18 protein-coding genes and 1 pseudogene are annotated in these 24,530 nt (G+C 69.5%); 10 read left to right on the top strand and 9 right to left on the bottom strand.

Translation table 11 applies throughout. From position 1 onward, the window contains the following. Positions 1 to 21 precede the first annotated feature (21 nt). Positions 22 to 1,077: pseudogene (locus CA951_RS00720) on the bottom strand (acyltransferase family protein); the annotation flags it as partial. 220 nt (positions 1,078 to 1,297) lie between these two features. On the opposite strand from CA951_RS00720, the gene CA951_RS00715 reads away from it, so the two are divergent. Beyond that, positions 1,298 to 2,461, top strand: a complete 1,164-nt coding sequence (locus CA951_RS00715) for a DUF3068 domain-containing protein (protein WP_087555017.1) — start codon at positions 1,298 to 1,300, stop codon at positions 2,459 to 2,461. A gap of 111 nt (positions 2,462 to 2,572) precedes the next feature. Here CA951_RS00715 and CA951_RS00710 read toward each other — a convergent pair whose 3' ends face one another. Next, positions 2,573 to 3,772 (bottom strand): polysaccharide biosynthesis protein, encoded by a 1,200-nt coding sequence (locus tag CA951_RS00710; protein WP_087555016.1) that lies wholly within the window; start codon positions 3,770 to 3,772, stop codon positions 2,573 to 2,575. A gap of 62 nt (positions 3,773 to 3,834) precedes the next feature. Between CA951_RS00710 and CA951_RS00705 the strand changes: the two genes are divergently transcribed. Next, positions 3,835 to 5,556, top strand: coding sequence for a hypothetical protein (locus CA951_RS00705; RefSeq protein ID WP_087555015.1), 1,722 nt, complete (start codon positions 3,835 to 3,837; stop codon positions 5,554 to 5,556). On the opposite strand, the gene CA951_RS00700 is transcribed toward CA951_RS00705, so the two are convergent. After that, complete coding sequence (locus CA951_RS00700) at positions 5,497 to 6,723, bottom strand: glycosyltransferase family 4 protein (RefSeq protein WP_373413353.1); 1,227 nt, start codon at positions 6,721 to 6,723, stop codon at positions 5,497 to 5,499. The two genes, CA951_RS00705 and CA951_RS00700, sit on opposite strands and share 60 nt — an antisense overlap. Positions 6,724 to 6,891: 168 nt before the next feature. Between CA951_RS00700 and CA951_RS00695 the strand changes: the two genes are divergently transcribed. From CA951_RS00695 to CA951_RS00675, 5 genes are all read left to right on the top strand, one after another. Further along, complete coding sequence (locus CA951_RS00695; protein WP_087555014.1) at positions 6,892 to 7,647, top strand: bifunctional 2-polyprenyl-6-hydroxyphenol methylase/3-demethylubiquinol 3-O-methyltransferase UbiG; 756 nt, start codon at positions 6,892 to 6,894, stop codon at positions 7,645 to 7,647. 2 nt (positions 7,648 to 7,649) lie between these two features. After that, positions 7,650 to 8,537 carry an ROK family protein gene (locus tag CA951_RS00690; RefSeq protein WP_087555013.1) on the top strand — a complete coding sequence of 296 codons (888 nt, stop codon included), beginning with the start codon at positions 7,650 to 7,652 and terminating at the stop codon, positions 8,535 to 8,537. Positions 8,538 to 8,617: 80 nt separating this feature from the next. Then, a complete protein-coding gene (locus CA951_RS00685; RefSeq protein ID WP_087555012.1) occupies positions 8,618 to 9,787 on the top strand; it encodes a phosphotransferase family protein in 1,170 nt (389 codons plus the stop codon). Next, positions 9,784 to 10,929 carry a hypothetical protein gene (locus tag CA951_RS00680; RefSeq protein ID WP_087555011.1) on the top strand — a complete coding sequence of 382 codons (1,146 nt, stop codon included), beginning with the start codon at positions 9,784 to 9,786 and terminating at the stop codon, positions 10,927 to 10,929. The genes CA951_RS00685 and CA951_RS00680 overlap by 4 nt, the downstream gene beginning before the upstream one ends. Positions 10,930 to 10,957: 28 nt before the next feature. Further along, positions 10,958 to 12,406, top strand: coding sequence for an aldehyde dehydrogenase (locus CA951_RS00675; RefSeq protein ID WP_072947526.1), 1,449 nt, complete (start codon positions 10,958 to 10,960; stop codon positions 12,404 to 12,406). A gap of 68 nt (positions 12,407 to 12,474) precedes the next feature. Here the strand turns inward: CA951_RS00675 and CA951_RS00670 are convergent, their stop codons facing one another. The 5 genes from CA951_RS00670 to CA951_RS00650 all read right to left on the bottom strand — a co-directional run bounded on the left by CA951_RS00670 (position 12,475) and on the right by CA951_RS00650 (position 17,998). Further along, complete coding sequence (locus CA951_RS00670; RefSeq protein ID WP_256973166.1) at positions 12,475 to 12,975, bottom strand: hypothetical protein; 501 nt, start codon at positions 12,973 to 12,975, stop codon at positions 12,475 to 12,477. Between the two features lie 152 nt (positions 12,976 to 13,127). Next, positions 13,128 to 14,957, bottom strand: a complete 1,830-nt coding sequence (locus tag CA951_RS00665; RefSeq protein ID WP_087555009.1) for a phosphoenolpyruvate carboxykinase (GTP) — start codon at positions 14,955 to 14,957, stop codon at positions 13,128 to 13,130. A 273-nt stretch (positions 14,958 to 15,230) separates the two neighbouring features. Next, the gene (locus CA951_RS00660) at positions 15,231 to 15,542 is read right to left on the bottom strand and encodes a DUF6802 family protein (RefSeq protein WP_087555008.1); all 312 of its coding nucleotides are present in this window, start codon (positions 15,540 to 15,542) and stop codon (positions 15,231 to 15,233) included. Positions 15,543 to 15,647: 105 nt separating this feature from the next. Next, positions 15,648 to 17,096: a hypothetical protein gene (locus tag CA951_RS00655; protein WP_087555007.1), complete on the bottom strand. Its 1,449-nt coding sequence runs from the start codon at positions 17,094 to 17,096 to the stop codon at positions 15,648 to 15,650. Then, positions 17,093 to 17,998 (bottom strand): hypothetical protein, encoded by a 906-nt coding sequence (locus CA951_RS00650; RefSeq protein WP_087555006.1) that lies wholly within the window; start codon positions 17,996 to 17,998, stop codon positions 17,093 to 17,095. The genes CA951_RS00655 and CA951_RS00650 overlap by 4 nt, the downstream gene beginning before the upstream one ends. 122 nt (positions 17,999 to 18,120) lie before the next feature. On the opposite strand from CA951_RS00650, the gene trmB reads away from it, so the two are divergent. Genes trmB through CA951_RS00635 form a run of 3 tightly spaced genes read left to right on the top strand, consistent with a single transcriptional unit; the run spans position 18,121 to position 22,635 of the window. Further along, positions 18,121 to 18,897, top strand: a complete 777-nt coding sequence (gene trmB / locus CA951_RS00645; RefSeq protein ID WP_179220066.1) for a tRNA (guanosine(46)-N7)-methyltransferase TrmB — start codon at positions 18,121 to 18,123, stop codon at positions 18,895 to 18,897. Next, the gene (locus CA951_RS00640) at positions 18,894 to 19,625 is read left to right on the top strand and encodes an NYN domain-containing protein (RefSeq protein WP_087555004.1); all 732 of its coding nucleotides are present in this window, start codon (positions 18,894 to 18,896) and stop codon (positions 19,623 to 19,625) included. The genes trmB and CA951_RS00640 overlap by 4 nt, the downstream gene beginning before the upstream one ends. 10 nt (positions 19,626 to 19,635) lie before the next feature. Next, positions 19,636 to 22,635, top strand: a complete 3,000-nt coding sequence (locus tag CA951_RS00635; protein ID WP_087555003.1) for an MMPL family transporter — start codon at positions 19,636 to 19,638, stop codon at positions 22,633 to 22,635. On the opposite strand, the gene CA951_RS00630 is transcribed toward CA951_RS00635, so the two are convergent. Continuing rightward, the gene (locus tag CA951_RS00630; protein ID WP_087555002.1) at positions 22,610 to 24,496 is read right to left on the bottom strand and encodes a DUF2339 domain-containing protein; all 1,887 of its coding nucleotides are present in this window, start codon (positions 24,494 to 24,496) and stop codon (positions 22,610 to 22,612) included. The genes CA951_RS00635 and CA951_RS00630 overlap by 26 nt on opposite strands. Positions 24,497 to 24,530 lie beyond the last annotated feature (34 nt).

Raw genomic sequence — 24,530 nt, 5'->3', positions numbered from 1 at the left:
GGCCGACGCGACCGCGACGCTCAGCGCCGTCGTCAGGAACAGGATATAGACGAAGTGGCCGGTGAACGGAACGAGCCCGAACACCGGGAAGACGATGGACAGCACCGCGAGGTGCCAGATGAAGATGCCGTACGACCAGCGGCCCACGGCGAGCGCGAGTGGGCTCGCGAGGTAGCGGTGGGTGGACGTGTCGGACAGCACCAGCGGAGCCATCAACGCGAAACTGATGACGGCGCCGAGCGCCATCTTGACGGCGTACTGCCACGGTTCGGGACGCACCAGCCCCTCCGGCCCGGCCAGGTCGGTCGCCGTGAGCGCGAATGCCCCTGCGGCGACGAGAAACATCCGGATGCGGTGATGCGCCCAGTGATGCATCCGCCCGGGCGGGCTCACCGCCAGTTCGGCCAGCAACATCCCAGCGCCGAACCAGGGCAGGTACCCGGGCAGCCAGTTGTCGTGGTGGATGCCGCCCGGGGTCGAGATCGGCACGAACGCCCACGTCAGGCTCACCGCGATCAACGCGAGGATCGCCGGAACACGCAGCCGCGCAGCCGGACCCCGCAACCGGACCAGCGCGAACGCCAGCAGCGGAAGCACCAGGTAGAAGGCCACCTCCACCGACAGACTCCACATCTGGGTCAGACCGTCGGTGAGTGTGAGGGGCACGAACACCTGCACGAGACCGAGATTCGCCCACCACGTGCGGTAACTCGCGTTGGCGGTGGGCAGGAACGTCAACACCACGGCCACGGCGACCCAGTACGCCGGCAGGATGCGCGTCGCCCGCGAAATCCAGTACCGGATGACACTCGGGGCGGAACCCATCCCCCGCGCCGCCCCGGCATGGCTGCGCCACAGCAGGAATCCCGACAGCGCGAAGAAGACCGCCACCGCCAGATCGAATCGTCCCCAGATGCGGCCGAGGACCGGCACGTGCGTCGCGCCCGTCTGGAACGCGACGTGCGTCACGAGCACTCCCAGCGCCGCGAGACCGCGCATCCCCTCCAGTGCGGGAATGAAACTGCGCGCAGCAGCGGTCGCTGCGGGCGCGGGCGAGATCGTGGCCGAGGTGCTCATCACCAACAGTGTGCCTGGTCCGGGCGCTGTGACGGAAAACTCCGTCCCCGTCACTTCGCTGCGGAACGGCCGGTGCGTTTACTATCCGATGGGGCAAATGCGCATTCGAGACTGTTAGTGTTTTGCCTCACGTGGTGTCGATGTGGGCTCCATGCGATCCGTGCAGCCGTGCTGCCGGTGGGGGAATCTCAATCGACAGAATTGGGTTAGGAGAGAAAGCATGGCGGAGCGCTCAGGGCCGAGCCGGATACTTGCTTGCATTCTGGTGGGCCTCGGTGCCTTCCTCTTGGCCGTCGCCATTCTCATTCCCACCTACACGGTGGGCAAATTGGCGAAGACGCCGTTGGACCTCGAAGTGACCACGATCGCCGAAGGTTCCGGCAGCGTGCTCAACTCGCAGTCTCTTCTCGCAGGCAAGGCCGAAGTCAACACGAACGTTCCACTGGTGTCACAGCGTTACGTCACCACCGAGGACCCCGCGAACGCGGACGTCGTCACTCTCCAGGCGGGGCAGACGCTGCGGCGCACCGACAAGCAGGGCGACACCGGACTGCTGTCCGCGATCGTCGACCGCAACACCGTCGACCGCAAGACGTCGATGCCGACCAACGACCCGGTGGGCACCATCCAGACGCAGCCCAACCAGCCTGCCGAGGAAGTTCCGCGCGACGGACTGCAGTACAAGTTCCCGTTCGATTCGAAGAAGCAGAGCTACCCCTACTTCGACCTGAACGCGCGCGCCACCCAGGACATCGACTTCGTCGAGGAGACGGAGATCAACGGCCTGAAGGTGTACCACTACAGCCAGACGATCGCCCCCGTCGACCTGTCGAAGGTCGTCAACTCGCCCACCAACAAGCTGACGCTGCCCGCCGAAGCCTGGGGCGTCCCCGGTGGCACCCTCCCCGTCACGATGACCCGCTGGTACACCAACGTGCGTGACCTGTGGGTGGAGCCCGAGACCGGTGTCGTCGTCAAGGGCCAGGAGCAGCTGCACCAGTACTACGCCCGCAACAAGGACAAGCCGGAGATCGACGTCCTGAAGGTGGAACTGCCGTTCAACGAGCAGACCATCGAGTACCAGGTCCAGCAGGCCAAGGACGGCATGGACAAGCTCAGCACGTTCGGTCGCACCGTGCCGATCATCGCCGGCATCCTCGGTCTCATCGCCCTGATCGCCGGGTTGTTCCTCGGTCTGCGCGGCGGCAAGGGCAACCAGCCCGCACCGGCCGACGGTGGCGACTACCCGCAGAGCGGCGGTGGACGCCACGTCGACCTGGGCAAGTCGGATGCCTCGGAGGCTCCCACGGAGCAGCACGACTGGACCACGGACAAGACGGAAGAGATTCCCGTCGCAGATCCGCGCCGGTACGACGAGCGGTAGAGCACTACAGCCGGACGCCACGTAGTCCGGTGCGAAGGGGACCTCGGTATCTCACCGAGGTCCCCTTCGTCGTGTCAGGGCGTGTCGGGGTCCTGTCGGACCGGACCGATGTCAGATAGTCCGGGGCGCGTCACGCCGCGCGCTGCGCACGGCGAAGAGACTCGCGACCAGGGCGGTGCTCGACGCGACCGTCACGGCGACGGCGATGAACTCGCCGATCGTGGACGCGAGGGTCAGCATGGCGGTCATCTCGACGGCCAGACCGATCCACGCGATGACGGCGAGGTGCGTCCGCTCCCCCGCGATGGCGGACAGCAGGGCACCCTGCAGGACGGCCAGGCACGCGCCGTGCAGCGCGAACAGCCACAGCAGCGACTGCACGGGCCGGTACGCGTCGCCGACGAGGAGCGGGACGAGGGGGGCGGCCACCGCGACGCCCGCGACGAGCACCGCGCCGAGTCCGACGAGGACGGCGAGCGCCGAGCGGATCGCCTGCGCGGAGTGCGCGGGATTCGCCATCCGCGGGTACAGCACCACCCCGACGGCCTGCGGCAGCCAGAACGCGGCCTTGGTGGCGACGGCACCCAGCGCGTACAGGCCTGCGTCGTCGTTGCTGAGCACGATGCGGGCGATCACGAGGTCCATGGACGACAGCGCGATCAGCGCCAGTTGCACCTGCGACGCCTTCAGCACCGCCGCGACGCCGATCCGGGTGCTCGACTCCCCGGTGATGCCGGAATCGGCGAACAGTCGCGCGCACAGCGCCACCAGGCCGGTGCCGACCGCGCTGGCGGCGAGGGCGAGTCCCGGCCCGGCGCCGACGGCGAGCACCACGACCGCGGGAACGACCTTCGCGATACCGGCTCCGGCGAGGACGACGCTGAGCGGACCGAACCGGGCCGCGCCCTGCAGCAGTCCCTGTTCGGTGGCGAGCAGGACGAGGACGGGAGCCGTGACGAGCGCCGAGAACGTGGCGAGCATGCCGGTGTCGAGGGCCCACGACACGAGTGGTGCGAGCAGCATCGCCGCGACCGCGACGATCAGCGCGCAGCGGTACCCCAGCAGCCGAAGCGCGTGGGCGCCCTTGCCCCGGACCACCTCGCGGGCGACGACGGTCTGCAGTGCGAGCGCGGGGACGGCGAGGACGAGTTGGGCGGCCAGCAGACTCGCGAACTCCCCGTAGCGGGCCGGGCCGAGCCAGGCGCTCGCTGCCCAGGCAAGCAGGTAGGACGCGATATTCGCGGTCATCGAGCCCGCCGTCACCATCGTCACCCCGGCGACCGCCGAGCTGGTGAGGGTCTGGCGTGGCATTCGCCCATGATGCACTACGTGCCGTGCGGGCCGGGTCGATGCACCACGTATCGTGACGGCCCATGACCGTCCGGCGCCGAGCACCGTTCGTGGCGGCGGTCTACAGCCTCGTCCTGGCGTTACTCGTCCTCGGTCCGCTGCTCGGTCCCGGTTACCTGCTGCTGCGTGATGCGGTGAGCACTCCCCGCTCGTATCTCACGGCCTCGGCGCTCGGGCTCACGGATGCCGCCGCGCGGGCGGTGCCGCAGGACGCTCTCCTCGCCGCGCTGAGCACGTTCGTCGACGGCGGCCTGGTGGTGAAGGCGATCCTGCTGCTCGCGCTGTGGGCGGCGGGCTGGGGGGCGGCCCACATGGTCCGGGCCGTCCTGCCGACCGCCGGGCTCGGACCGCAACTCGTGGCCGCGACGGTGACGGTGTGGAACCCGTACGTCGCCGAGCGACTGCTGCAGGGTCACTGGAGTCTGCTGACGGGGTACGCGGCGCTGCCGTGGACGGTGTGCGCGGCCGTCGCGATCCGGCGGGGCCGGGGCCGGGGGTGGTTCGCGCTCGCGGCCTGCCTCGCCGCGGCCGGGCTGACCCCGACCGGGGTGTTGCTCGCGGCAGTCACGGCGGTGGCCGTCCTCGCCTGCCCGGGTGGACGTTCCCGCCGGTGGCTGCGTCTGACGGGTGCGCTGGGCCTGTTCTTCGCCGCGAGCGCGCCGTGGCTGGTGGCCACGGCCCTGTCCGGCGGCGGTGGGGACGGCTCCGATCCGGCCGGGGTCGCGGCGTTCGCGGCGCGCGCCGAGCCGGGACTGGCGACGCTCGGCAGTCTCGCCGGGCTCGGCGGCGTGTGGAACGAGACCGCCGTCCCGCAGACCCGGACCACGCTGTTCGCCGTGGTGGGAACGGTCCTGCTGCTCGGTGTCGTGCTGTGTGGCCTGCCCGCGCTGCGGCGGCGGCGACGGCATCCGGCGGTGGCCGCGCTGACCGTGCTCGCACTGCTCGCGGTGCTGCTGCCCACGCTCGGCGCGACGGCGTGGGGTCTCGACGCGGGCCGCTGGTCGGTGCAGCACATCCCCGGCGCCGGGTTGCTCCGGGACGCGCAGAAGTGGGTGGCGCTCGCGGCGCCGCTGTATGCGCTCGCCGGTGCGGCCGCCGTGCTGAGGCGCCCGGTCACCTGGTCGGTCTCGGCCGTCCTGATCGTGCTGCTCGCCCTCCCCGACCTCGCGTGGGGCGTCGGCGGCGCCCTGCGCCCGGTCCACTATCCGCCGTCGTGGCAGCAGGTGGCCTCCCAACTGGACAGCGACCCGAACAGCGGGGACGTCGCAGTCCTGCCCACCGGCATGTTCCGCAAGTTCCCCTACAGCAGTTCCGCTCCCGTCCTGGACCCCGCCCCGAGAATGCTGCCGGAGGACGTCCTGCAGACCGGCGAGCTGGTGGTGGCCGGCGGCAGCGTCGAGGGCGAGGGGTCCCGGGGGCAGCAGGTCGAACGGGTGCTGCTCACCGGCGGTTCCGCCGCCGATCTCGCGGCGCTGGGCGTCCGATGGGTTCTGGTCGAGCGCGACACGCCCGGACCGCGCGGCGAATCCGCGACCACCCTGGCCGGTCTGGAGCGACAGTTCTCGGACGAGCATCTGGAGCTGTACCGCGTCGACGGCGACGTCACGCCGCACGAGGCGACCCGACGGGCGCGCGCGACGGTGGTCGCGGCCCACGTGCTGTGGGCGATGCTGTTGGCAGGCGGTCTACTCGGCGCGGGCGTGCTCGAGGCCCGGACGCGCCGGCGCCGGCGACACCAAACCTGACGTGCGCAGGCCCGCGGCAGTGCCCGCCAGTACCTCGTGGACGCCGTTCCCGGTGTGCTTCCAGGAGAACTCACCGGCCCGGACGCGTGCCTTCTCGCCGAGCACCGTGCGGGTCTCGGGCTCGAGCAGGAGCGTCTTGACCGCCGCGGTCAGGTCGGCGACATCGGCCGTCGCCGCTTCCGCCTTGCCGACCAGAACCCCGGTCACGCCGTCGACGATCGAATCCGTCAACCCTTTGGAGCTGCGGTAGCCGACGGTCGGGACGCCGTGCTGCGCGGACTCGATGACGGCCAGACCCCAGCCCTCCTTGCGGGACGGCATCACGTGCACCCAGGACTGCGACAGCAACTGGTGTTTGCGGGTCTCGTCGACGTGCCCGTGGAACGTGACGGCGTCGCCGATGCCCAGCTCGTGCGCGCGATCGCGGAGGTTCTGCTCCCACCAGCCGCCACCGATGACGTCGAGATGCACGTCGGCAATCGTGGGGCGCAGGGCGGCCACGGCCTCGAGGGCGTCCTCGATCTGCTTGTGCGGCACGAGCCGTGACAGCACACACACACTGGGGTGCGCGGTCCTCGTGCCGGCGCCGCCGATCTCCACGTCGAGGGGGATGTCGTCGGCGCCGTTGCGCACCACCGCGATCCGCTCGCGCTCCACTCCCAGTTCGACGAGTTCGTCGGCCGACGGCAGCGACACGGTGAGGTACTGGTCGTCGCGATGCGCGCGCGGCGACAGCCGGGATTCCACCCACCAGCCGATCTTGCCCATCAAGCGGCCCGCCACCGGCCACTGCTCGCGGTGGCAGTGATGGACGAGCAGCGTCACGGGTGCGCCGGCGACGACGCGGGAGAAGAACGGGATGCCGTTCTGGGTGTCGATGACGGCGTCGGGCCGGATGCCGCGGAGCGGCCCGAACCCGAGCCGTCCGGCGGCGATCGCGGCGAGGGCGCGGGGGTAGACGCTGTACCGTCCGCCCGCCCGGCTGATCTCGATGCCGTCGACGGTCTCCTTCTTGGCGGCACCGCGGTAACCGGCGGTGCGGAGAGTGACCTTGATGCCCCGCGCCGAGAGTTGCGCGCCGACCTCCTCGAGGTACCGCTCACTGCCGCCACCCTGCGGGTGACCGGTGTCGCGCCAGCAGAGCAGCAGAACCTCTCGCACGTTCATAAACTCCTGTGGTCGGTGCGGTACTCGTGGTCTCGGGGCGGGACGTTCCGCGCGGTAGTCCCCGAACACCCTATCGGTCGCATTCCGCCGGATGTTGCAGCCACCGCGCACGGATTGCCGTCCCGCGGGCTGCACTCGCTAAGGTTCAGTCTCGTGACGACGCCTCCCGTGACCCGGCGATTCGGTCGACGGGCAACCCTGAAGAGGTCGTTCGGCCTGCTCAGCGACTTCCGGCACGAACAGACCGCGCCCGACCTGTTCTACGGCGCCCTCGCCCGCGACTCCGTCGAACTGATCGGCGACCTGTGGGGCGGTCTGACCGACGCGGATCTCACCGGTACGACGGTCCTCGACGTCGGCGGCGGCCCCGGCTACTTCGCGGACGTGTTCCAGCAGGCCGGCGCCCGGTACGTTCCCGTCGAACCGGATCCGTCCGAGATGCACGCCGCGGGGCTCGCCGTGGGCGGCGCGGTGCGTGGGTCGGGGCTGGCGCTGCCGTTCCGGACGTCGTCGGTGGACATCTGCTTCTCCTCCAACGTCGCCGAACACGTCAGCGAACCGTGGGCAATGGCGGAGGAGATGATCCGCGTGACGAAGCCCGGCGGTCTGATGGTGCTGTCGTACACGTTGTGGTGGGGCCCGTTCGGCGGTCACGAGACCGGGCCGTGGCATGCCCTGGGCGGCGAGTACGCCGCCCGGCGCTACCTGCGCAAGAATGGCCGCGATCCCAAGAACCGCTACGGTGTGTCCCTGTTCAAAGTGGGTGCAACCGACGGGCTTCGGTGGGCTCGGCGCACCCCGGACGCGGACCTGCTGGCCGCCTTCCCCCGCTATCACCCGCGCTGGGCGTGGTGGATGGTGCGGATTCCCGGAGTGCGCGAGTTCCTGGTGAGCAACCTCGTTCTCGTGATGCGGAAGCGCTGACCGTGGTCGCGCTGGCACTCGACATCGGAGGCACCAAGATCGCCGCCGGGATCGTCGACGCGAACGGTTCGGTGCCGCATCCCGCGACCACTCCCACGCCGGCGACCGGAGTCGCGGACGCGTGCGCCGCGCTGCTGCGCCAGGTCGCGGGAGACGCGAAGATCACGTCGGTCGGCATCGCGTGCGCGGGACCGGTCGACACGGTCGCCGGCACCGTGTCGCCGATCAACATCGCGGAGTGGGCGGGCGGATTCGGCCTGGGCGGCGCGGTGCAGGAACTCTTCCCGGGGGTCCCAGCGCGACTGGCGATGGACGGCGCCGCGGCCGCTCTCGGCGAGCATCGTCACGGTGCCGGTCGAGGCGCCCCCGACCTGCTGAGCCTCGTCGTGTCCACCGGCATCGGCGGCGGGGTGGTCCTCGGCGGCCGCATCGCCACCGGCCGGACCGGCAACGCGGGACACATCGGTCACATGGTGGTTCCCGGCGGGACCGACCCGTGCACGTGCGGCGGGGTCGGGTGCCTGGAGACGGTCGCCAGCGGACCGTCGTCCGTGCGCTGGGCTCGGTCCCGCGGATGGCGCGGGACGACGGGCGTCGAACTGGCGCGGGCCGCCGCGGACGGTGACGAGGTCGCGGTGGCCGCCCTCGACCGCGCGGGGACCGCGCTGGGGCAAGCCATCGCGTCGGCCGCGGCCCTCCTCGACGTGGATCTCGCGGTGATCGGCGGCGGATTCGCGCAGGCCGGGCCGCCGTTGTGGGACCCGATGAGCCGGGCCGCGGCCCGTCACGCCCGGTTGTCCTTCGTCGCCGATCTGCGGGTGGTGCCCGCGGAACTCGGCGCCTCGGGCACGCTCGCCGGGGCGGCAGTCCTGGCCGGCGGCGAGGGCTGACGCAGCGGAATCTCCTCACCTGTTCCGAAATTCTGTAACGTGTTCTAGTGTTCAGGGTCACACCACGTTCAGGAGAGGAGGTGACCGTGAGCACGAGCGCAACCCGATCTGCCGACGACTCCGATCACCGATCCGAAGTTGCCAGGCCCAGTGACTCCCGTCGCGATCCGGAGGTGCTGCGGGAGGCGCTGCAACGCTGGCTCGCCGCGCAATTGCCGGCCGACGCCGCACCCGAAGTCACGCACGTCCATCTCCCCGACGCCAACGGGATGTCGAGCGAGACCATCCTGTTCGACGCCACCTGGTCTGGCGAAATGCACCCACTGGTCGCACGCGTCGCGCCCGCCGACACGACGATGCCCGTCTTCCCCGACTACGACCTCGACGGACAGTTCCGGGCGATGACGCAGGTCCGGGAGCACTCCGCCGTCCCGGTCCCGGTCGTCTACTGGTCCGAACCCGACCCCGGACCCCTGGGCGCCCCGTTCTTCGTCATGGCCCGCGTCTCGGGGCAGGTCCCGCCGGACGTGATGCCCTACAACTTCGGGTCGTGGGTGACGGAAGCGACCGAGGAGCAGCGTGCGGTGCTGCAGCACAGCGCGGTGAATGTGCTTGCGCAACTGCACGGCATCGACCGGCCGTGGGAGCGGTTCGCGTTCCTGCGACTGCCCGGCGCCGGCCCCACCGTCACCGAGGCGCTCGCCGCGCACCTCCGGCAGCAACGCGACTACTACGAATGGACGACCCAGTCGGGTCCCCGGTCCCCGCTGATCGAACGCGGCTTCGCGTGGATGGAGGAGAACCTCCCCGACGACTCCTCCCCCGCCGTCTTCTGCTGGGGCGACGCCCGCATCGGCAACATGATGTTCGAGGACTTCCGGCCCGTGGCCGTACTCGACTGGGAGATGGCCACGCTCGGGCCCCGCGAACTCGACCTGGGCTGGATGACGTACCTGCACCGGTTCTTCGAGGACATCGCCGCGTCCGCCGGACTCGACGGGATGCCCGACTTCCTGCGCCTCGACGACCTCGCCGCCCTGTACGAGGAACTTACGGGCCACACGCCCCGCGATCTCGAGTACTACACCGCCTACGCGGCCCTGCGGCAGGCCACGATCATGCTGCGGATCCAGGAGCGCGCCATCCACTTCGGTCAGGCCGTCGCCCCCGAGGATCCGGACGACATGATCATGCACCGCGCCTCGCTCGAGGCGATGCTCGACGGCACGTACTGGGAGAAGATCCGATGACCGCCGACTACGCCGGAAACCCGCTGTCCCCGATGGACGACTACCCCATCCATCAGGTGGCCGAACCGATCCGTCGGGTCGCGACATCCGACCGCAACTTCTACGACCGCTACTACTTCAACTGCTATCCCTCCGACGAGTCCGACCTGTTCCTCATCATCGGTCTCGGCCAGTACCCCAACCTCGGGGTCACGGACGCGTTCGCGGTGCTCCGCCGCGGCGACGACCACATCGTGGTCCGCGGGTCGGCGGCGCTGGGCCACGACCGCTCCGAGAGCACCGTCGGACCGTTCCGCGTCGAGGTGCTCGAGGGGCTGCAGCGCCTGCGCGTGGTGCTCGCACCGGACGACTACGACCTCTCCTTCGACCTCACCTTCGACGGCGCGATCCCCGCGACGCTCGAGCCCCGCCACTTCCGCAGGCAACTCGAGCGCGTCACGTTCGACACCAGCCGCTTCGTCCAGACCGGCACCTGGGCAGGCGAACTCACGATCGACGGCGAGTCCCGCCCCGTCACCCCCGACACCTGGCGCGGCAACCGCGACCGGTCGTGGGGAGTGCGCCCAGTCGGCGAGTCCGAGCCTCCCGGACGGCGGGCGTTCGACGGGATTCAGAACTTCTTCTGGATCTACTCGGTGATGCAGTTCGACGACTATGCCGTCTCCGTCGTCCTGCAGGAGGACGAACTCGGCAGGCGCATCGTCGAGGAGGCCGTCCGCATCTGGCCGGACGCCGACCGCGAACCCGAATGGCTGGGCCGGCCCGAACACGAGCTGAAATTCGAGCCCGGGACGCGGGACGTCACGTCGGCGTCGCTGAGTTTCCACCGGCCGACGGGCGAGGTCGTCACCGTCACCTGCGACCTGCTGGTTCCCAACTACATCGGCATCGGCACCGGGTACGGACTCGAAGCCGACTGGCGTCACGGCATGTGGCAGGGCGAACTCGTGGTGCAGGGACTGCGCAAACGGGCGTCCGAGATCGAGCCGGGACTCCGGATGTTCTGCCCCGTCGACAATCTCACCCGATTCCGGCTCGAGGACGGCGGCGAGACCGTCGTCGGGACCGGGCTGTTCGAGGTCGCGGCGATCGGGCCACACGCACGATACGGATTCGACAGTTTCACCGACACCGCCTCCTGACCGGGGGACCGACACGAGGAATGGACTCATGACCGACTACGACAAGCTCTACATCGGCGGCAAGTGGGTGGCCCCGGCCACCGACCAGGTGCTCGAAGTGTTCTCCCCGGCCACCGAGGAACGCGTCGGCAGCTGTCCCGTCGCGTCGCCTGCCGACATCGACGACGCCGTCGCCGTCGCCAGGCGGGCGTTCGACGAAGGTCCGTGGCCGCAGACCACTCCCGCGGAGCGCGGGGAGATCCTCGCGAAGGCGGCGAAGCTCATCGAGGAGCGCGGCGAGACCCTGAACGCGCTGATCTCGTCGGAGATGGGTCAGCCGCCCGCGATGGTCGGGATGATGCAGCAGACACCGTCACTCGCGACGCTGAACTTCTATGCCGGTCTCGCGAACGAATTCGAGTGGGAGCAGACCCGCACCGGCGTGTTCGGCCAGACGAAGGTGCTGCGGGAGCCGGTCGGTGTGGTGGCCGCGGTCCTCGCCTGGAACGTCCCGCTGTTCCTGGCCGTCAACAAACTGTCCCCGGCACTGCTGGCCGGCTGCACCGTGCTGCTCAAGCCGGCACCCGAATCCCCGCTCTCCACCCACGTTCTCGCCGAGATCTTCGCCGAGGCCGGGGTCCCCGAGGGCGTCATCTCCGTTCTGCCCGGCGGCGCCGAGACCGGTGAATACCTGGTCTCGCATCCCGGCATCGACAAGATCACGTTCACCGGCAGCAGTCCCGTCGGCCGCAAGATCGGGGCCATCGCCGCGCAGAACCTCAAGCGCTGCTCCCTCGAACTGGGCGGCAAGTCGGCGGCCATCATCCTCGAGGACGCCGACCTCGCGTCCACGATGCCGATGCTGGTGATGTCCGGGCTGATGAACACCGGGCAGGCGTGCGTCGCGCAGACCCGGATCCTCGCCCCGCGGTCCCGCTACGACGAGGTGCTGGACGCCCTCGTCGCGGGTGCCGGATTCATGGCCGTCGGAGATCCGTCCGACCCGGCCGCGCAACTCGGGCCGCTGATCTCCGAGAAGCAGCGCGACCGCGTCGAGGGGTACATCGCCAAGGGCAAGGAACAGGGCGCCCGCGTGGTGCTCGGCGGCGGCCGTCCGGAGGGCCTCGACAAGGGCTGGTACGTGGAGCCGACCATTTTCGCGGACGTCGACAACTCGATGACGATCGCCCGCGAGGAGATCTTCGGGCCCGTTCTGTCCGTGATTCCCTACGATTCCGAGGACGAGGCGATCAAGATCGCCAACGATTCCGACTACGGCCTCGCCGGTTCGGTGTACACCACCGACATCGATCACGGTCTCGCCGTCGCGAAGCAGATCCGCACCGGCACGTACGCCATCAACTGGTACGCATTCGATCCGGGATCACCGTTCGGCGGCTACAAGGCCTCCGGCATCGGCCGTGAGAACGGACCGGAGGGGCTCGAGGCGTTCTGCGAGACCAAGTCCGTGCTCATGCCGCCCGGCTACACGGGGTAGGCGGCTTCGCCGCCCGTGCGCCTTTCCGGTTGCTCCAGCTACCAGAAAGGCGCACGAGCCCGGAGGGCCTAACTTCCGAACTGCATCCCACCCAACGGACCGCCGACGAGGACGATCTGCGGCATCGTGGTCTGGGGATTGGCGACGGTGGTCAGCGACAGGCATTCGCCGAGGACCGCGTAGGCGCCGTCCGGAAGTTCCGGGGTGGTGAACGTCTTGACCGCGTCGCCGGCGGCGTTCGCGAGGACGCGTTCGATCGGGTTGGTGGCCCACGCGACGAATCCCGGTTCGAGAACGACGGTGGGATCGGCCAGTACCGCGGGCAGCTTGGTGGCGTCGAATGCCACTGCGCCGCAGGACTGTGCGTCCAGCAGATTCAGGACGTTGGGGTTGGTGACGGTGATGTCGAGGGTGCTTCCGTCGACCGCGGTCACCAAGGTGGGAGGCTGCACTTCCGTCGCTGCGGAAGCGGTCGCCGGCATGGTCATGGCTACGGTGGCGGCGGCTGCGGCAGCGAGTGCGGCCCCTCCGGCGAGTCGCTTCATGCCCCTGCTGGTCCCTGTCTGCATCTGCAATCCTTTCGTCGCGTGCGAGCTTCGAGAATCGAGGCCTTTACAAACCGAATGGTATGCGTTTACTACGGAAACCTCCCCCGAAACGACGAATGTCACAGTGGTTCAGGCGAACTGAACCACTGTGACATTCGGTCACCGGGGAGGGACTAGCCCAGGCGCTGCTTCAGGGCCTCGAACTCGTCACGGATGCCGGAGGGCACCTTCTCGCCGAGGAACTCGAACCATTCCTCGATGAGCGGCAGCTCCTGCTTCCACTCGTCGACGTCGACCTTGAGCGCCTCGTCGACGTCGTCGGCGTTGACGTCCAGCCCACCGAGCTCCAGATCGGCTGCGGTCGGAACGAATCCGATCGGGGTGGACTCGGCGCCGGCCTTGTGCTCGATGCGGTCGACGATCCACTTCAGCACGCGGGAGTTCTCGCCGAAACCGGGCCACAGGAAGCGGCCGTCCTCGCCGCGACGGAACCAGTTGACGTAGAAGATCTTCGGCAGCTTCTCGGAATCCGCGTGCTTGCCGAGGTTGATCCAGTGGTTCAGGTAGTCGCCGGCGTTGTAGCCGATGAACGGGATCATGGCCATCGGGTCGCGGCGGACGGTGCCCACGGCACCCTCGGCGGCAGCGGTCTGCTCGGATGACAGCGTCGCACCGAGGAACGTGCCGTGCTGCCAGTCGAAGGACTCGCTGACCAGCGGAACCGTGGTCTTACGGCGTCCACCGAACAGGATCGCGGAGATCGGCACTCCCTGCGGGTCGTCCCACTCGGGGGCGAGGATCGGGCACTGCGACATCGGGGTGCAGTAACGCGAGTTCGGGTGCGCGGCCTTACCGTCCGACTCGGGCGTCCACTCGTTGCCCTTCCAGTCGACGAGGTGCTGCGGGTCTCCCTCGAGGCCCTCCCACCAGACGTCGCCGTCGTCGGTCTGCGCGACGTTCGTGTACAACGAGTTGCCGGCCTCGAGCGTCTTCATCGCGTTCGGGTTCGACCCGTAGTTGGTGCCCGGCGCGACGCCGAAGAAGCCGTATTCCGGGTTGACGGCGTATAGGCGGCCGTCCTCACCGAAGCGCATCCACGCGATGTCGTCGCCGAGGGTCTCGGCGCGCCATCCGGGGATGGTGGGCTGGATCATCGCGAGGTTGGTCTTGCCGCAGGCGCTCGGGAACGCGGCCGCGATGTAGTACGGCTTGTCCTCCGGGGAGATCAGCTTGAGGATCAGCATGTGCTCGGCGAGCCAGCCCTCGTCGTGGGCCATCGCCGATGCGATGCGCAGCGAGTAGCACTTCTTGCCGAGGAGGGCGTTTCCGCCGTAGCCGGAACCGTAGCTCCAGATCTCGCGGTCCTCGGGGAAGTGGGTGATGTACTTGGTGTCGTTGCACGGCCACGGGACGTCGGCCTGGCCCTCCGCGAGAGGTGCGCCGACCGAGTGCAGCGCCTTCACGAACGGCTTGTCCTTGCCCAGCTTCTCCATCGCGGCCGTGCCCATGCGCGTCATGATGCGCATGGAGACGACGACGTACTCGGAGTCGGTGATCTCGACACCCAGCTTCGGGTCGTCGGCACCGAGCGGGCCCATGCAGAACGGCACCACGTACATGGTGCGTCCGCGCATGCTGCCGCGGTAGAGGTCGGTCATGAGCGACCGCATCTCCGTCGGATCCATCCAGTTGTTGGTGGGCCCGGCGTCGATCTCCTCACGCGAGCAGATGTAGGTGCGGGACTCGACGCGTGCGACGTCCGACGGGTCCGAGTTGCCGACGAACGAGTTCGGCTTCTTCTCGTCGTTGAGTCGCGTGAACGTGCCGGCCGCAACGAGCTGCTCGGTCAGTCGATCCCATTCTGCGTCCGAGCCGTCGGCGAAGACGACGCGGTCGGGCTGAGTGAGTTCGGCAACCTCTCGAACCCAGGCGAGCAGCTCACTGTGCTCCGTGGGGGGCGTGCCGTCAGTTCCGTTCAGACCGGGAATGGTCGCTGAGGTCATCAAACTCTCCTGGGGTGAGCCGGAACCGGACCATCTGCCGTCCGCTGAGAGAACCTCGCAGCGTGTGCCAGACGGTCCGATTTCCCCTCTCGGCGGGGTCCAGCCAGGCCGTCCATGCCACATGGAAGACGCGGGCGCCGGGTGTCCTATCCCTAGAGGTTAACGCCGCGGGTCCCATCTCGGGGAATCGGGTGCGGTTGGAATGGTCACAGAAACGATTCAGTCGCCCTGCCAGGGGCTTTTCCCGCGTCTGGAGTGCGGGTTTCGGGGTGGTCAGCCGTTACCGAGAGTCCCACCGTCGGTCTGCTCCCAGTGCACGACGCCGTCGCCGTCGCGGTGAAACTCCCACGACGCGTACTCGCCGTCCTCGTGGATCAACGTCAGATGGTCTGCGTCGCCGTCCGAGTCGAGGTCGGAGGCGATGACGACGGCATCGCCCGCGTCGAAGGTCTGGGTATCGAGAATGCCGTCGCCGTCGATGTCGTGGGTGGGATCGGTGAGCGCGACCGGCCCGGAATCGTGACCGAACGTGTTCGGATCGAGGTCCGGCACGTCCGGGACCAGAAAACTCTCAGTCGTCGCCACCGCGGTCTCCCTTCGTATTTCGGACCAGTTTCCCGCCCAAAACAAGACATATCAAGATATTTCAACACGTTCCCACATGAAAGCGGGCGAACAACGGTCGGGCACCTATGTATTCAGACGTTCACCGCGGCGATTCGGTTCCCCGGCCGGCCTGCGGACCTCCTGCAGTCCCCGGTCGACCGCCGCGAGGTCGCGTTCGCAGGACGACAACTGCCCGCTGCGCCGCGCGGCCAGCCGGCGGAGTTCACCGTCTATCTGCGCGACCCGCTCGTCCACCTCCCGGGCGGCGACCCTGCTCTCGGCGATGACCGCCTCACTCCCCCGGGTCTCCGCCGCCAGCAACCGGGCGAGGACGAACTGCTCCCACTGCGACCGCACGTGCACCAGCGCCTCGGTGGCCCACTGCCGCACGTGGGCACGCTCGGCGACGTGCGCGCGCGACCGCGTCAGCCACCACGCCGCGACGGCTCCCAGCGCGAGGGTCAGCGGGATGCTCGCGATGTCGAGGGCGGGCACCATCGACAGCGGCGACACCACCAGCCGGCCCAGACCGAGCCCGGCGGACGCACCGATCAGAATCGTCATCCGGTCCTCCAGCCCGCGGTGCCGCGGTTCGGGCCCGTCCGGCACCACCGGTTCCGGCAGCGGAGCGGCGGCCCCGGGATCGGCGGCGGCGACGCCCGCACGCGACCGCAGGTCGTCGAGGCGCGCGGTCACCGCGGCGTCGACCGCACCGCTTCTCTCGCGCACGATCTCGGCCAGCCGTTCGGGATAGTCCGCGAGGGTCCCGCGGCCCGCGCGGTCGATCTCGGACCGCGCCGACGCTCCGGCCGCGCGAACCTGGGAGGCCACCTCGTGCAGCAACTCGACCTTCGCGAGCTGGACCTGACCGCGGAGCTGGGCGACCCGTTCCGTTCGCCCGCCGTCCCGCAGCGTCAGCGCGCGCACCCGCTCGGCGCGCAGTTCCGCGCCCGGCTCGGTCTCCCGCACGGACCGGGCGGTGGCCACGATCATCCGTCGGGTCTGCTCGAGCACCGACTCGGTGGCCGGGCGCGTGCCGTGGGCCTCGTCCCGGGCGGCCCGCAGGAGTGCCGCGAGCAGCGCCTCCACCCCGGATCCGCCTGCCGCGACCGGGTGGATCTGCGCGTCGGCGAAGCGCGCCGCGTGCCCGGCGAGCAGGGCCCGGTTACGTTCACGCACGCCCGCCCAGTCCCGGTGGACATCGGTTTTGGTGAGCGCGAAGACCACGGGGCACGCCGGTCGCGCAACGACGTCGAGGACGGACAGCTCCTCCCGTCCGAGTGGCGCTGCCGCGTCGAGCACCATCAGGACCACCCCGGCGTCGAGCGGATCCTCCACGAATGCGAGCGCGGACGCGTCGAGTGCGCGGAGCCTGCGCACGAGAGTGGTCTTGCCTGCGCGCCGCGGCCCCGCGACGAAGACACCTCGCTGCGCGGGTCCCCCGGAGTTCAGGCGGGCGACGGCGTCCGGGTTCCATCGCGTCACGACGTCGACGGTCTCTGCGGGCAGATCGGACAACTGTGGCGTCGTCACGTTCCGGGGCTGCCGCTCAGCTGCCGTCCGACGCGAACGTAGTGGCGCCGGATGTCTACGACCGCTCGGCGCCGGCGGGCCGTCGGTTGCCGGGCGAGTTGCGCCCGCCACCAGTCCGCGCACCGGCCGGCGTCCGCGGCGGTGCGCGGCGGTTCCGGTTCGTCCGCGATGCAGTCGGCGAGGTGGAGCCGGGCCGCGGCGGCGCCGAGTGCGACCGCGTGGTCGCCGGCGAGGTACCGCTCCAGCACGTCGCGGGACGCGAGGCTGCGCGCGGCCTGCGACCGTAGCGTGTTCAGCAGGATCTCCCCGCGGTGCGCCCGGGCTCGTGCGACCCGGTCGGCGACAGCGGCCGACACCGCGCCGATCCCGGACTCCGAGATCCCCGACTCCGAGATCCCCGACTTCGAGGACGTCCCCGCGCTCGCGTGCGTGCCGATCAGCGGCAGGGCCGGCAGGCCGCCCTCCTCCGAGCATTCGGCGGCCCGCGCGGTCGCCGTCGCCCAGGCGTCGGCGGGCACGCGCGACGCGCCCAACGTGTCCGCTTTGTTGAGGACGAACAGGGCCTGCGCCGGGTCCAGGTTCCGCACGGCGTCCCGGTCGGCGTCGCGCACCGCTTCTACGAGGATGTAGACCACGACGTCGCCGTCCAGCATCGGGTCGGGTGCGCCGGGCACGTCGACGGCGTCCGATTCCTCGACGACCGCGCCGTCGATGCCATCGGCGGTCAGCGCGGCGGCCACGGTCGACCTGCCCACACCCGCCCGACCGGCGGTCTGAACCCGGATCGGCGCCCGAAACGCCGCGACGGCGGCGCGGACGCGGTCGCCGGCGGCCTCGTCCAGTGCCGCGACTTCTGCGGCGAGATCCGTCAGTTCCCCGGCCCCGGCATCTGCAGTGCCCATGACGCAGTCACCCCCCTTTGTCCCGCGCCGATTCTGTCAGACTCGCCCCGAATCGGCGTGGGCAACCGTGCAGGCTGGGCACCGGATTACCGAAAAAGTCTCAAGGTGAACTTCAGACCCGTATGCCAGAAACGCCCCTCATGCGTGACAATGGTCCGGTGAACCACGCTGATCAGGATGCACCCGCCGTCCCCGAGGAGGGGCAGACGAAGGACTCGAAGGGGTCCCGTCTCCACCCGAGGGTGACAAGTTTCCGCTCGCGCAGGGGCGCTCTGACCGCTCCGCAGCAGGAGACGTGGGACCGGCAATGGCCCGTGATCGGCGCGGACGTCTCGGACAATCGCCTGGACGCGCCGTCGTGGTTCGGCCGGGACGCGCCCCTGATCCTCGAGATCGGCTCGGGCACCGGTACCGCTACCGCGGCGATGGCGAAGGCCGAACCCCATGTGAACCTCATGGCCGTCGAGGTCTACCGGCCCGGGCTCGCACAGTTGCTTCAACAGATCGAACGGGACGAGATCCCGAACATCCGGGTCCTGCGCGGCGACGCCATGGATGTCCTGGAGAACATGATCGAACCGGAATCGCTCACCGGAGTCCGTGTCTTCTTCCCGGACCCGTGGCCGAAGGCCCGCCATCACAAGCGCCGCCTGCTGCAGGCCCCCACTTTCGCCCTGATCGCGAGTCGACTGAAGGCCGGCGGTGTGTTGCATGTCGCAACAGATCACGCCGAGTACGCCGAGGCCATCGCCGAGGCAGGCAACGCGGAACCCCTCCTGACCTCCCTCGACTGGGAGTCACCCATGACGCACGAACGTCCGGTGACGAAGTTCGAAGACAAGGCCCACCAGGTCGGCAGTGCGATCACCGAGTTGATTTGGGGGAAGATCAGGTCATGAGCGTCAGCGAGCAATACACCGACACAGCCGGCACCGCCCCGGCAGGCACCGCGGTGTCGTCAGGATCTCCCGCGGTGGGTGCACGTGACGGGCGCCACCAGAAGCGGGTCCTTCTCGTCTGGGACGCACCCAACCTCGACATGGGTCTCGGCGCCATCCTCGGCGGCAGGCCCACGGCCGCCTACCGGCCACGATTCGATGCACTCGGCCGCTGGCTGCTCTCCCGGACCGCGGAACTGTCCGCGTCCGGCACCGACACACTCGAACCCGAGGCAACGGTCTTCACCAACATCGCGGCTGGCAGCGCCGATGTCGTGAGACCGTGGGTCGAAGCCTTGCGTAATGTGGGATTCGCGGTGTTCGCCAAGCCGAAGATCGATGAGGACAGCGACGTCGACTCCGACATGCTGGACCACATCGCGCTTCGTCACGGCGAGGGGCTGGCCGGTGTCATGGTCGCCTCCGCCGACGGTCAAGCATTTCGCGAACCGTTGGAGGGCATCGCCGCGACCGGCATTCCGGTCCAGATACTCGGGTTCCGCGAGCACGCCAGCTGGGCGGTCGCGTCCGACCTTCTGGACTTCGTCGATCTCGAGGACATCCCCGGCGTGTTCCGGGAGCCACTGCCTCGGGTCAGCCTCGACACACTGCCCGACGAGGGTGCCTGGTTGCAGCCGTTCCGACCGCTTTCCGCCCTGCTCGTCGGGCGGAAGAGTGCTGCCGAGTAGGAGTTGATCTGTGTTCGCGAGCTGGGGAAGCGTCGTCTACCGGGCCCGATTCACCGTCATCGGCATCATGGTTGCCTTGTTGCTCGGTTCGGCCGCGTACGGCCTGGGCCTCGAGAAGCATCTCAGCCAGAGCGGCTGGGACGATCCGGGCTCGGAGTCGGTCGCCGCGGCCAAGCTGGCTGACGGCACCTTCGGTCGCGACACCAACAGCGACGTCGTCGCGCTCTATACGGCCCCCGAGGGCAAGACGATCGAGGACCCCGAGTTCCAGGCGAAGGTCGTCGCGAACCTCGAGCGTCTGGCGGCAGAACACCCGGACAAGATCCTCAAGATCAACGGCGGCTACTTCAAGGTCGGTACCGCGCCACAGCTGGCGTCCGCCGCGGACGCCGACAAGCAGCACGCGATCGAGAGCATCGCCATCGTCGGCGACAACGACACCGAGGTCACGGCCAATTTCCGCGACGTCAAGGACGAGTTCTACATCGACGGCGTCGACGTGCAACTCGCCGGTCTCCAGCCCGTGTCCGGTGCGCTCAACGACACGATGGCCACGGACATCCGGCGGATGGAGCTCCTCGCGATCCCGGCCGTGGGTGTGCTGCTGTTCTTCGTGTTCGGTGGTGTCATCGCGGCGGCGCTGCCACTGATCATCGGCGGCCTGACCGTGGTCGGCGCCAACGGCATCGTCCGTCTGATCACCAACTTCACCGAGGTCAACTCGTTCGTCGCGCCCGTGGTCTCCCTCGTGGGGCTGGGCCTGGCCATCGACTACGGGTTGTTCATCGTCAGCCGGTTCCGAGAAGAGATGGCGGAGGGGTACGACACCCGCTCCGCCGTCCGCAGAACGGTGATGACCTCGGGCCGCACGGTGGTCTTCTCGGCGACGATGATCGTCGCCAGCCTCGGCGGACTGCTGCTGTTCCCGCAGGGCTTCCTGAAATCCGTCGCCTACGGCGCCATCGCGACCGTGGGCCTCGCCGCCCTGACGTCGATCACGATCCTGCCCGCGATCCTCGGCATCCTCGGCAAGCGCGTCGACGCCCTCAGCCTCGACCGTTTCCGGCAGACCAAGAACACCGAGGAGATCGAGGCGAGCGTCTGGGGCCGGCTCACCCGCTGGGTGATGCGCAACCCGCTCAAGGTCACCATTCCCATCGTCGTCGGCCTGCTCCTGCTGATCGTGCCGCTGACGGGTATCAAGTTCGGTGGCATCAACGAGACCTACCTGCCCCCGGACAGCACGACCCGCGCGGCGCAGGAACAGTTCGACGAGATCTTCCCGAATCTGCGCACCGAACCGGTCAAGCTCGTGGTGTCCGACGCCGACAACAAGGCGCTCGGCCAGATCATCAAGGAAGCCAGTGGCGCGCCGGGTCTGATCGAGCGGTTCACCCCGGAGGGCGCGGCCAAGGACGGGGTGGTCGTCCTCAAGGCGGGTCTCGTCGACCGCAACGAGTCCAAGCCGACCATCGACTATCTGCGTGCCCTGGACAGTCCGGACGGCGTCCAAGTGCTGGTGGGCGGCACCCCGGCGATCGAGCAGGACAGTATCTCGGCGCTGCTCGACCACCTGCCCACGATGGTGATCTCTGTCCTCTTCCTGACGACGCTGCTGATGTTCCTCACGTTCGGCTCGCTGGTGCTGCCGATCAAGGCTGCGTTGATGAGCGCGCTGGGCCTCGGGTCCACGCTGGGCATCCTGACGTGGATCTTCATCGACGGTCACGGTTCGGAGTGGCTGAACTTCACCCCCGGACCGATCATGTCGCCGGTGCTGGTGCTGATCATCGCGATCGTCTACGGCCTGTCCACCGACTACGAGGTGTTCCTGCTCTCCCGGATGGTCGAGGCGCGGGCGCAGGGGGCCAGTACGACGGAGTCGATCCGCATCGGCACCGCGCACACGGGCCGCATCATCACCGCGGCCGCGCTGATCCTCATCGTCGTCACCGGCGCGTTCGGGTTCTCCGAACTCGTGATGATGAAGTACATCTCCTACGGCATGATCGCCGCGCTCATCATCGACGCGACCCTCATCCGTATGTTCCTCGTCCCTGCCACGATGAAGCTGCTCGGCGACGACTGCTGGTGGGCGCCGGCGTGGATGAAACGGATCCAGGAGAAGACCGGTCTCGGTGAGCCCATCCTCGACAACGAGTTGATGCCCACCGACGTCCCGGAGCTCACCCCGATCGGTGCCGTCCCGCCGCAGCGCAAGCTCGCGGCCCCGCCCGCCCCCCGGAAACCGGAACCGCTCACCGAACCGATCCCCCTCGTCACGGCGCGGGCGCTGGCCGCGAAGATGTCCGAGGACGACGCGAAGGCACGCCGGGCGCAGGACGAGGCCCGGCGGTCGGCGACAGGCCGCCCCGCCCGGCCACCGGTGGAAATCGAGGAGCCGGCCGCGGAACCGCAGACCACCGCGCTGCCGCAGCCCGCTCCCCCGCGTCCGGCACCGACGCAGTCCCGTCCCGCCCCCACGCCGACGCCGCGCCCCGCACCGCAGTCACGTCCCGCTCCCCGGCCCCGCCAGGCGGCGGCCCCGGCCCCGGGCCCGGCCACCGAGTCGCGTCCCATCGAGAGCTGGCTCGCGGACCTGCGGTCCACGTCGGCCGCCGAACCGCGGCCGATCTCCTCGCCTTCCGAACCGCGACCGAGCGCGTCGGCGCCGTCATTGCCGACCCGCTCGCCGCGTTCGGTGCCCGCACCGTACGAGCAGGAGACCCCCCAGTCGTCTCCTGCCCGCCCGGTGCCGCCGATCCCGTCGCGGCGTCGCGCCGCCGAGCCTGCGGAACCCGTCAACGGCGGCAGGCGCACCAACGGCACGCCTGCCAACGGGAGCCCGGCCAACGGGAGTCCGGCAAACGGTGCCCCGACCAACGGCTCGCGCCGCCGCGCCGAGGAGCCGCCCGTCGATCCGGACGACGCCTCGAGCGGCAGGCACCGCGCGGACGACACCAACGCCGTCAGCGTCAGCGAACTCATCGCTCGGCAGAACCGGCGCTGACGGAGCCGTTCGGCGTTTCCCGTCCGGCCTCACGCTCCGCGAATTCCCGCGCGTAGCGGGTGCCGGCGAGGAGCAGCAGCAGGCCCACCACAAGGAACGCGAGGACGCGGAACAGTCCGTCGAGGGTGGCCAGGTCGAACAGGAACAGTTTGGCCAGCGCCGCCGCGGTCAGTCCCAGTCCGACGCCGAGCGCGGTGTGGGCGTAGTCGCGTCGAGCCAGTCCGAACACCAGGGCCGCCGTCGCTGCCGCCATCCACGCGATGGTCGCGGCGCAGTGTCCGGCGATGAAGCCTGCGGACGTCCCGGTGACCGCCGTCCCCGCGGACACCGTCGCGGTGGTGACGGCGTACAGAATCACCAGCCCCGCGAGCACCCACCACGGCTGGGCGGCGGTGGCGCTCAGCAGTTTCAGTGGGTGCGCGTACCAGACGAACAGGAAGACGGTTCCCGCCAGCACGAGTGACGACAGCACCGTGGTCACCCCGAGTGCGTCGAGCGCGCTGTACTCGTCGACCAGGACGAACGGCGGCGCGGTGATCACGAAGGCGAATCCGCCGACGACGGTGAAGACGGCACCGACGGCGTACGCGATCCGCGACTCCGCCTGCCCGCCGATGGTGAGGAACAGTGCCGCCACCCCGAGCAGTACGAGCGGTGCGAGGTCTTCGCTCGATCCGATGAGGCACGCTTCGAGCAGCGCGAGGGTACCCACGCCGGCGAGCGCGATCCGGGCGTGGTTCGGCAACGACCGGGCCACGGCGAACGCGCCGAACATCGCGGCGGCCAGTGCCAGCGCAATCAGCGTGGACCCGAGCCGGTCGAAGAGGTGGCCGATCACCAGCGTCGGGACGGCCGTCGTGACGATCATCGCGGTCGCGGTGACGTCGTGGGAGTTGCTGCGCAGCAAGATGATCGACGACACGAGCCCGAACACTGCAACCAGTGCGGCGGAGGCCAGCAGCCAGAACCGTTCCGGCCGGTCGTCGAGTCCAGTATTCGCGATCGCGATCAGCAGCGCGATCACCACCGGGCACGTCCTCGCGATCGCCAGATACAGCCAGTCGCGACCGAGTTGCGCCGGGAAGCTCGCGACCTGGATGACAAACAGGAACCCGATGAGGGTGAGCGTGATGCCGTCGGTGAACACGGGAGCGAGCACGGCGGCGCCGGTCACCACCAGCAGCGCGAGGGGTTGCGAACCCCACCTGACCGCCAGTGCGACACCGGCTCCCGCGATCCCGAGTGCCACGACCATCGCGAGCACCGGCAGCAGCCAGTGATAGACGACCGCCACGGCCACGACGTCCAGGTAGGCGCCGGCGATACCCGTTGCCGCGAGAGCGATCCCGCCGACCCGGCCGCCGGGACGTCCGAAGACGCGGGCACCGGCGACGACGAGACCGGCCGAGAACAGCCCGCCCGCCACCACCCGCAGTTCCGGGCCGAAGAACCCGGCCTGCGCGGCCAGCACGAGCAGCATCACCACACCGATCAGGGTGACGGCGACACCCGCGACCGCGAGCACGCGGCTGATCATCCCGTCGCGCTGCCACCAGGGTTCGCGAACCACCCGGGGCCGCGGCGCGGGAGCGGGCCGGTACGGGACGGCCGGTGCGGGTGGCGGAGGTGCCGGCGCAGGCTGCGCCACCGGCGGCCGGTACATCGGCTGCGGCGCAGGCTGGGGCTGAGGCTGCGGTTGGGGCTGTGTTTGGGGCTGGGGCCGCGGGACGCTCGCGAGTTGCGCCTGCAGGACGGCGAGGTTCTCACCCACGTGACGCATCTGCTGACCGAGCGCCGAGAAGTCGCCGGACAGCTGCGCGACGAGCCGGGGGTCGACTGAAGGAATACCAGGTGTGGACATGGATCAATCGTCCTGCGGCGACGGCGCCCACACA

The organism is Rhodococcus sp. NCIMB 12038 (assembly GCF_002165735.1).
In the GTDB taxonomy this organism is placed as follows: Bacteria; Actinomycetota; Actinomycetes; order Mycobacteriales; family Mycobacteriaceae; genus Rhodococcus_F.
Note: the sequence above shows the minus strand (reverse complement) of the source record. Positions and strands in the feature narration are given on the sequence as shown.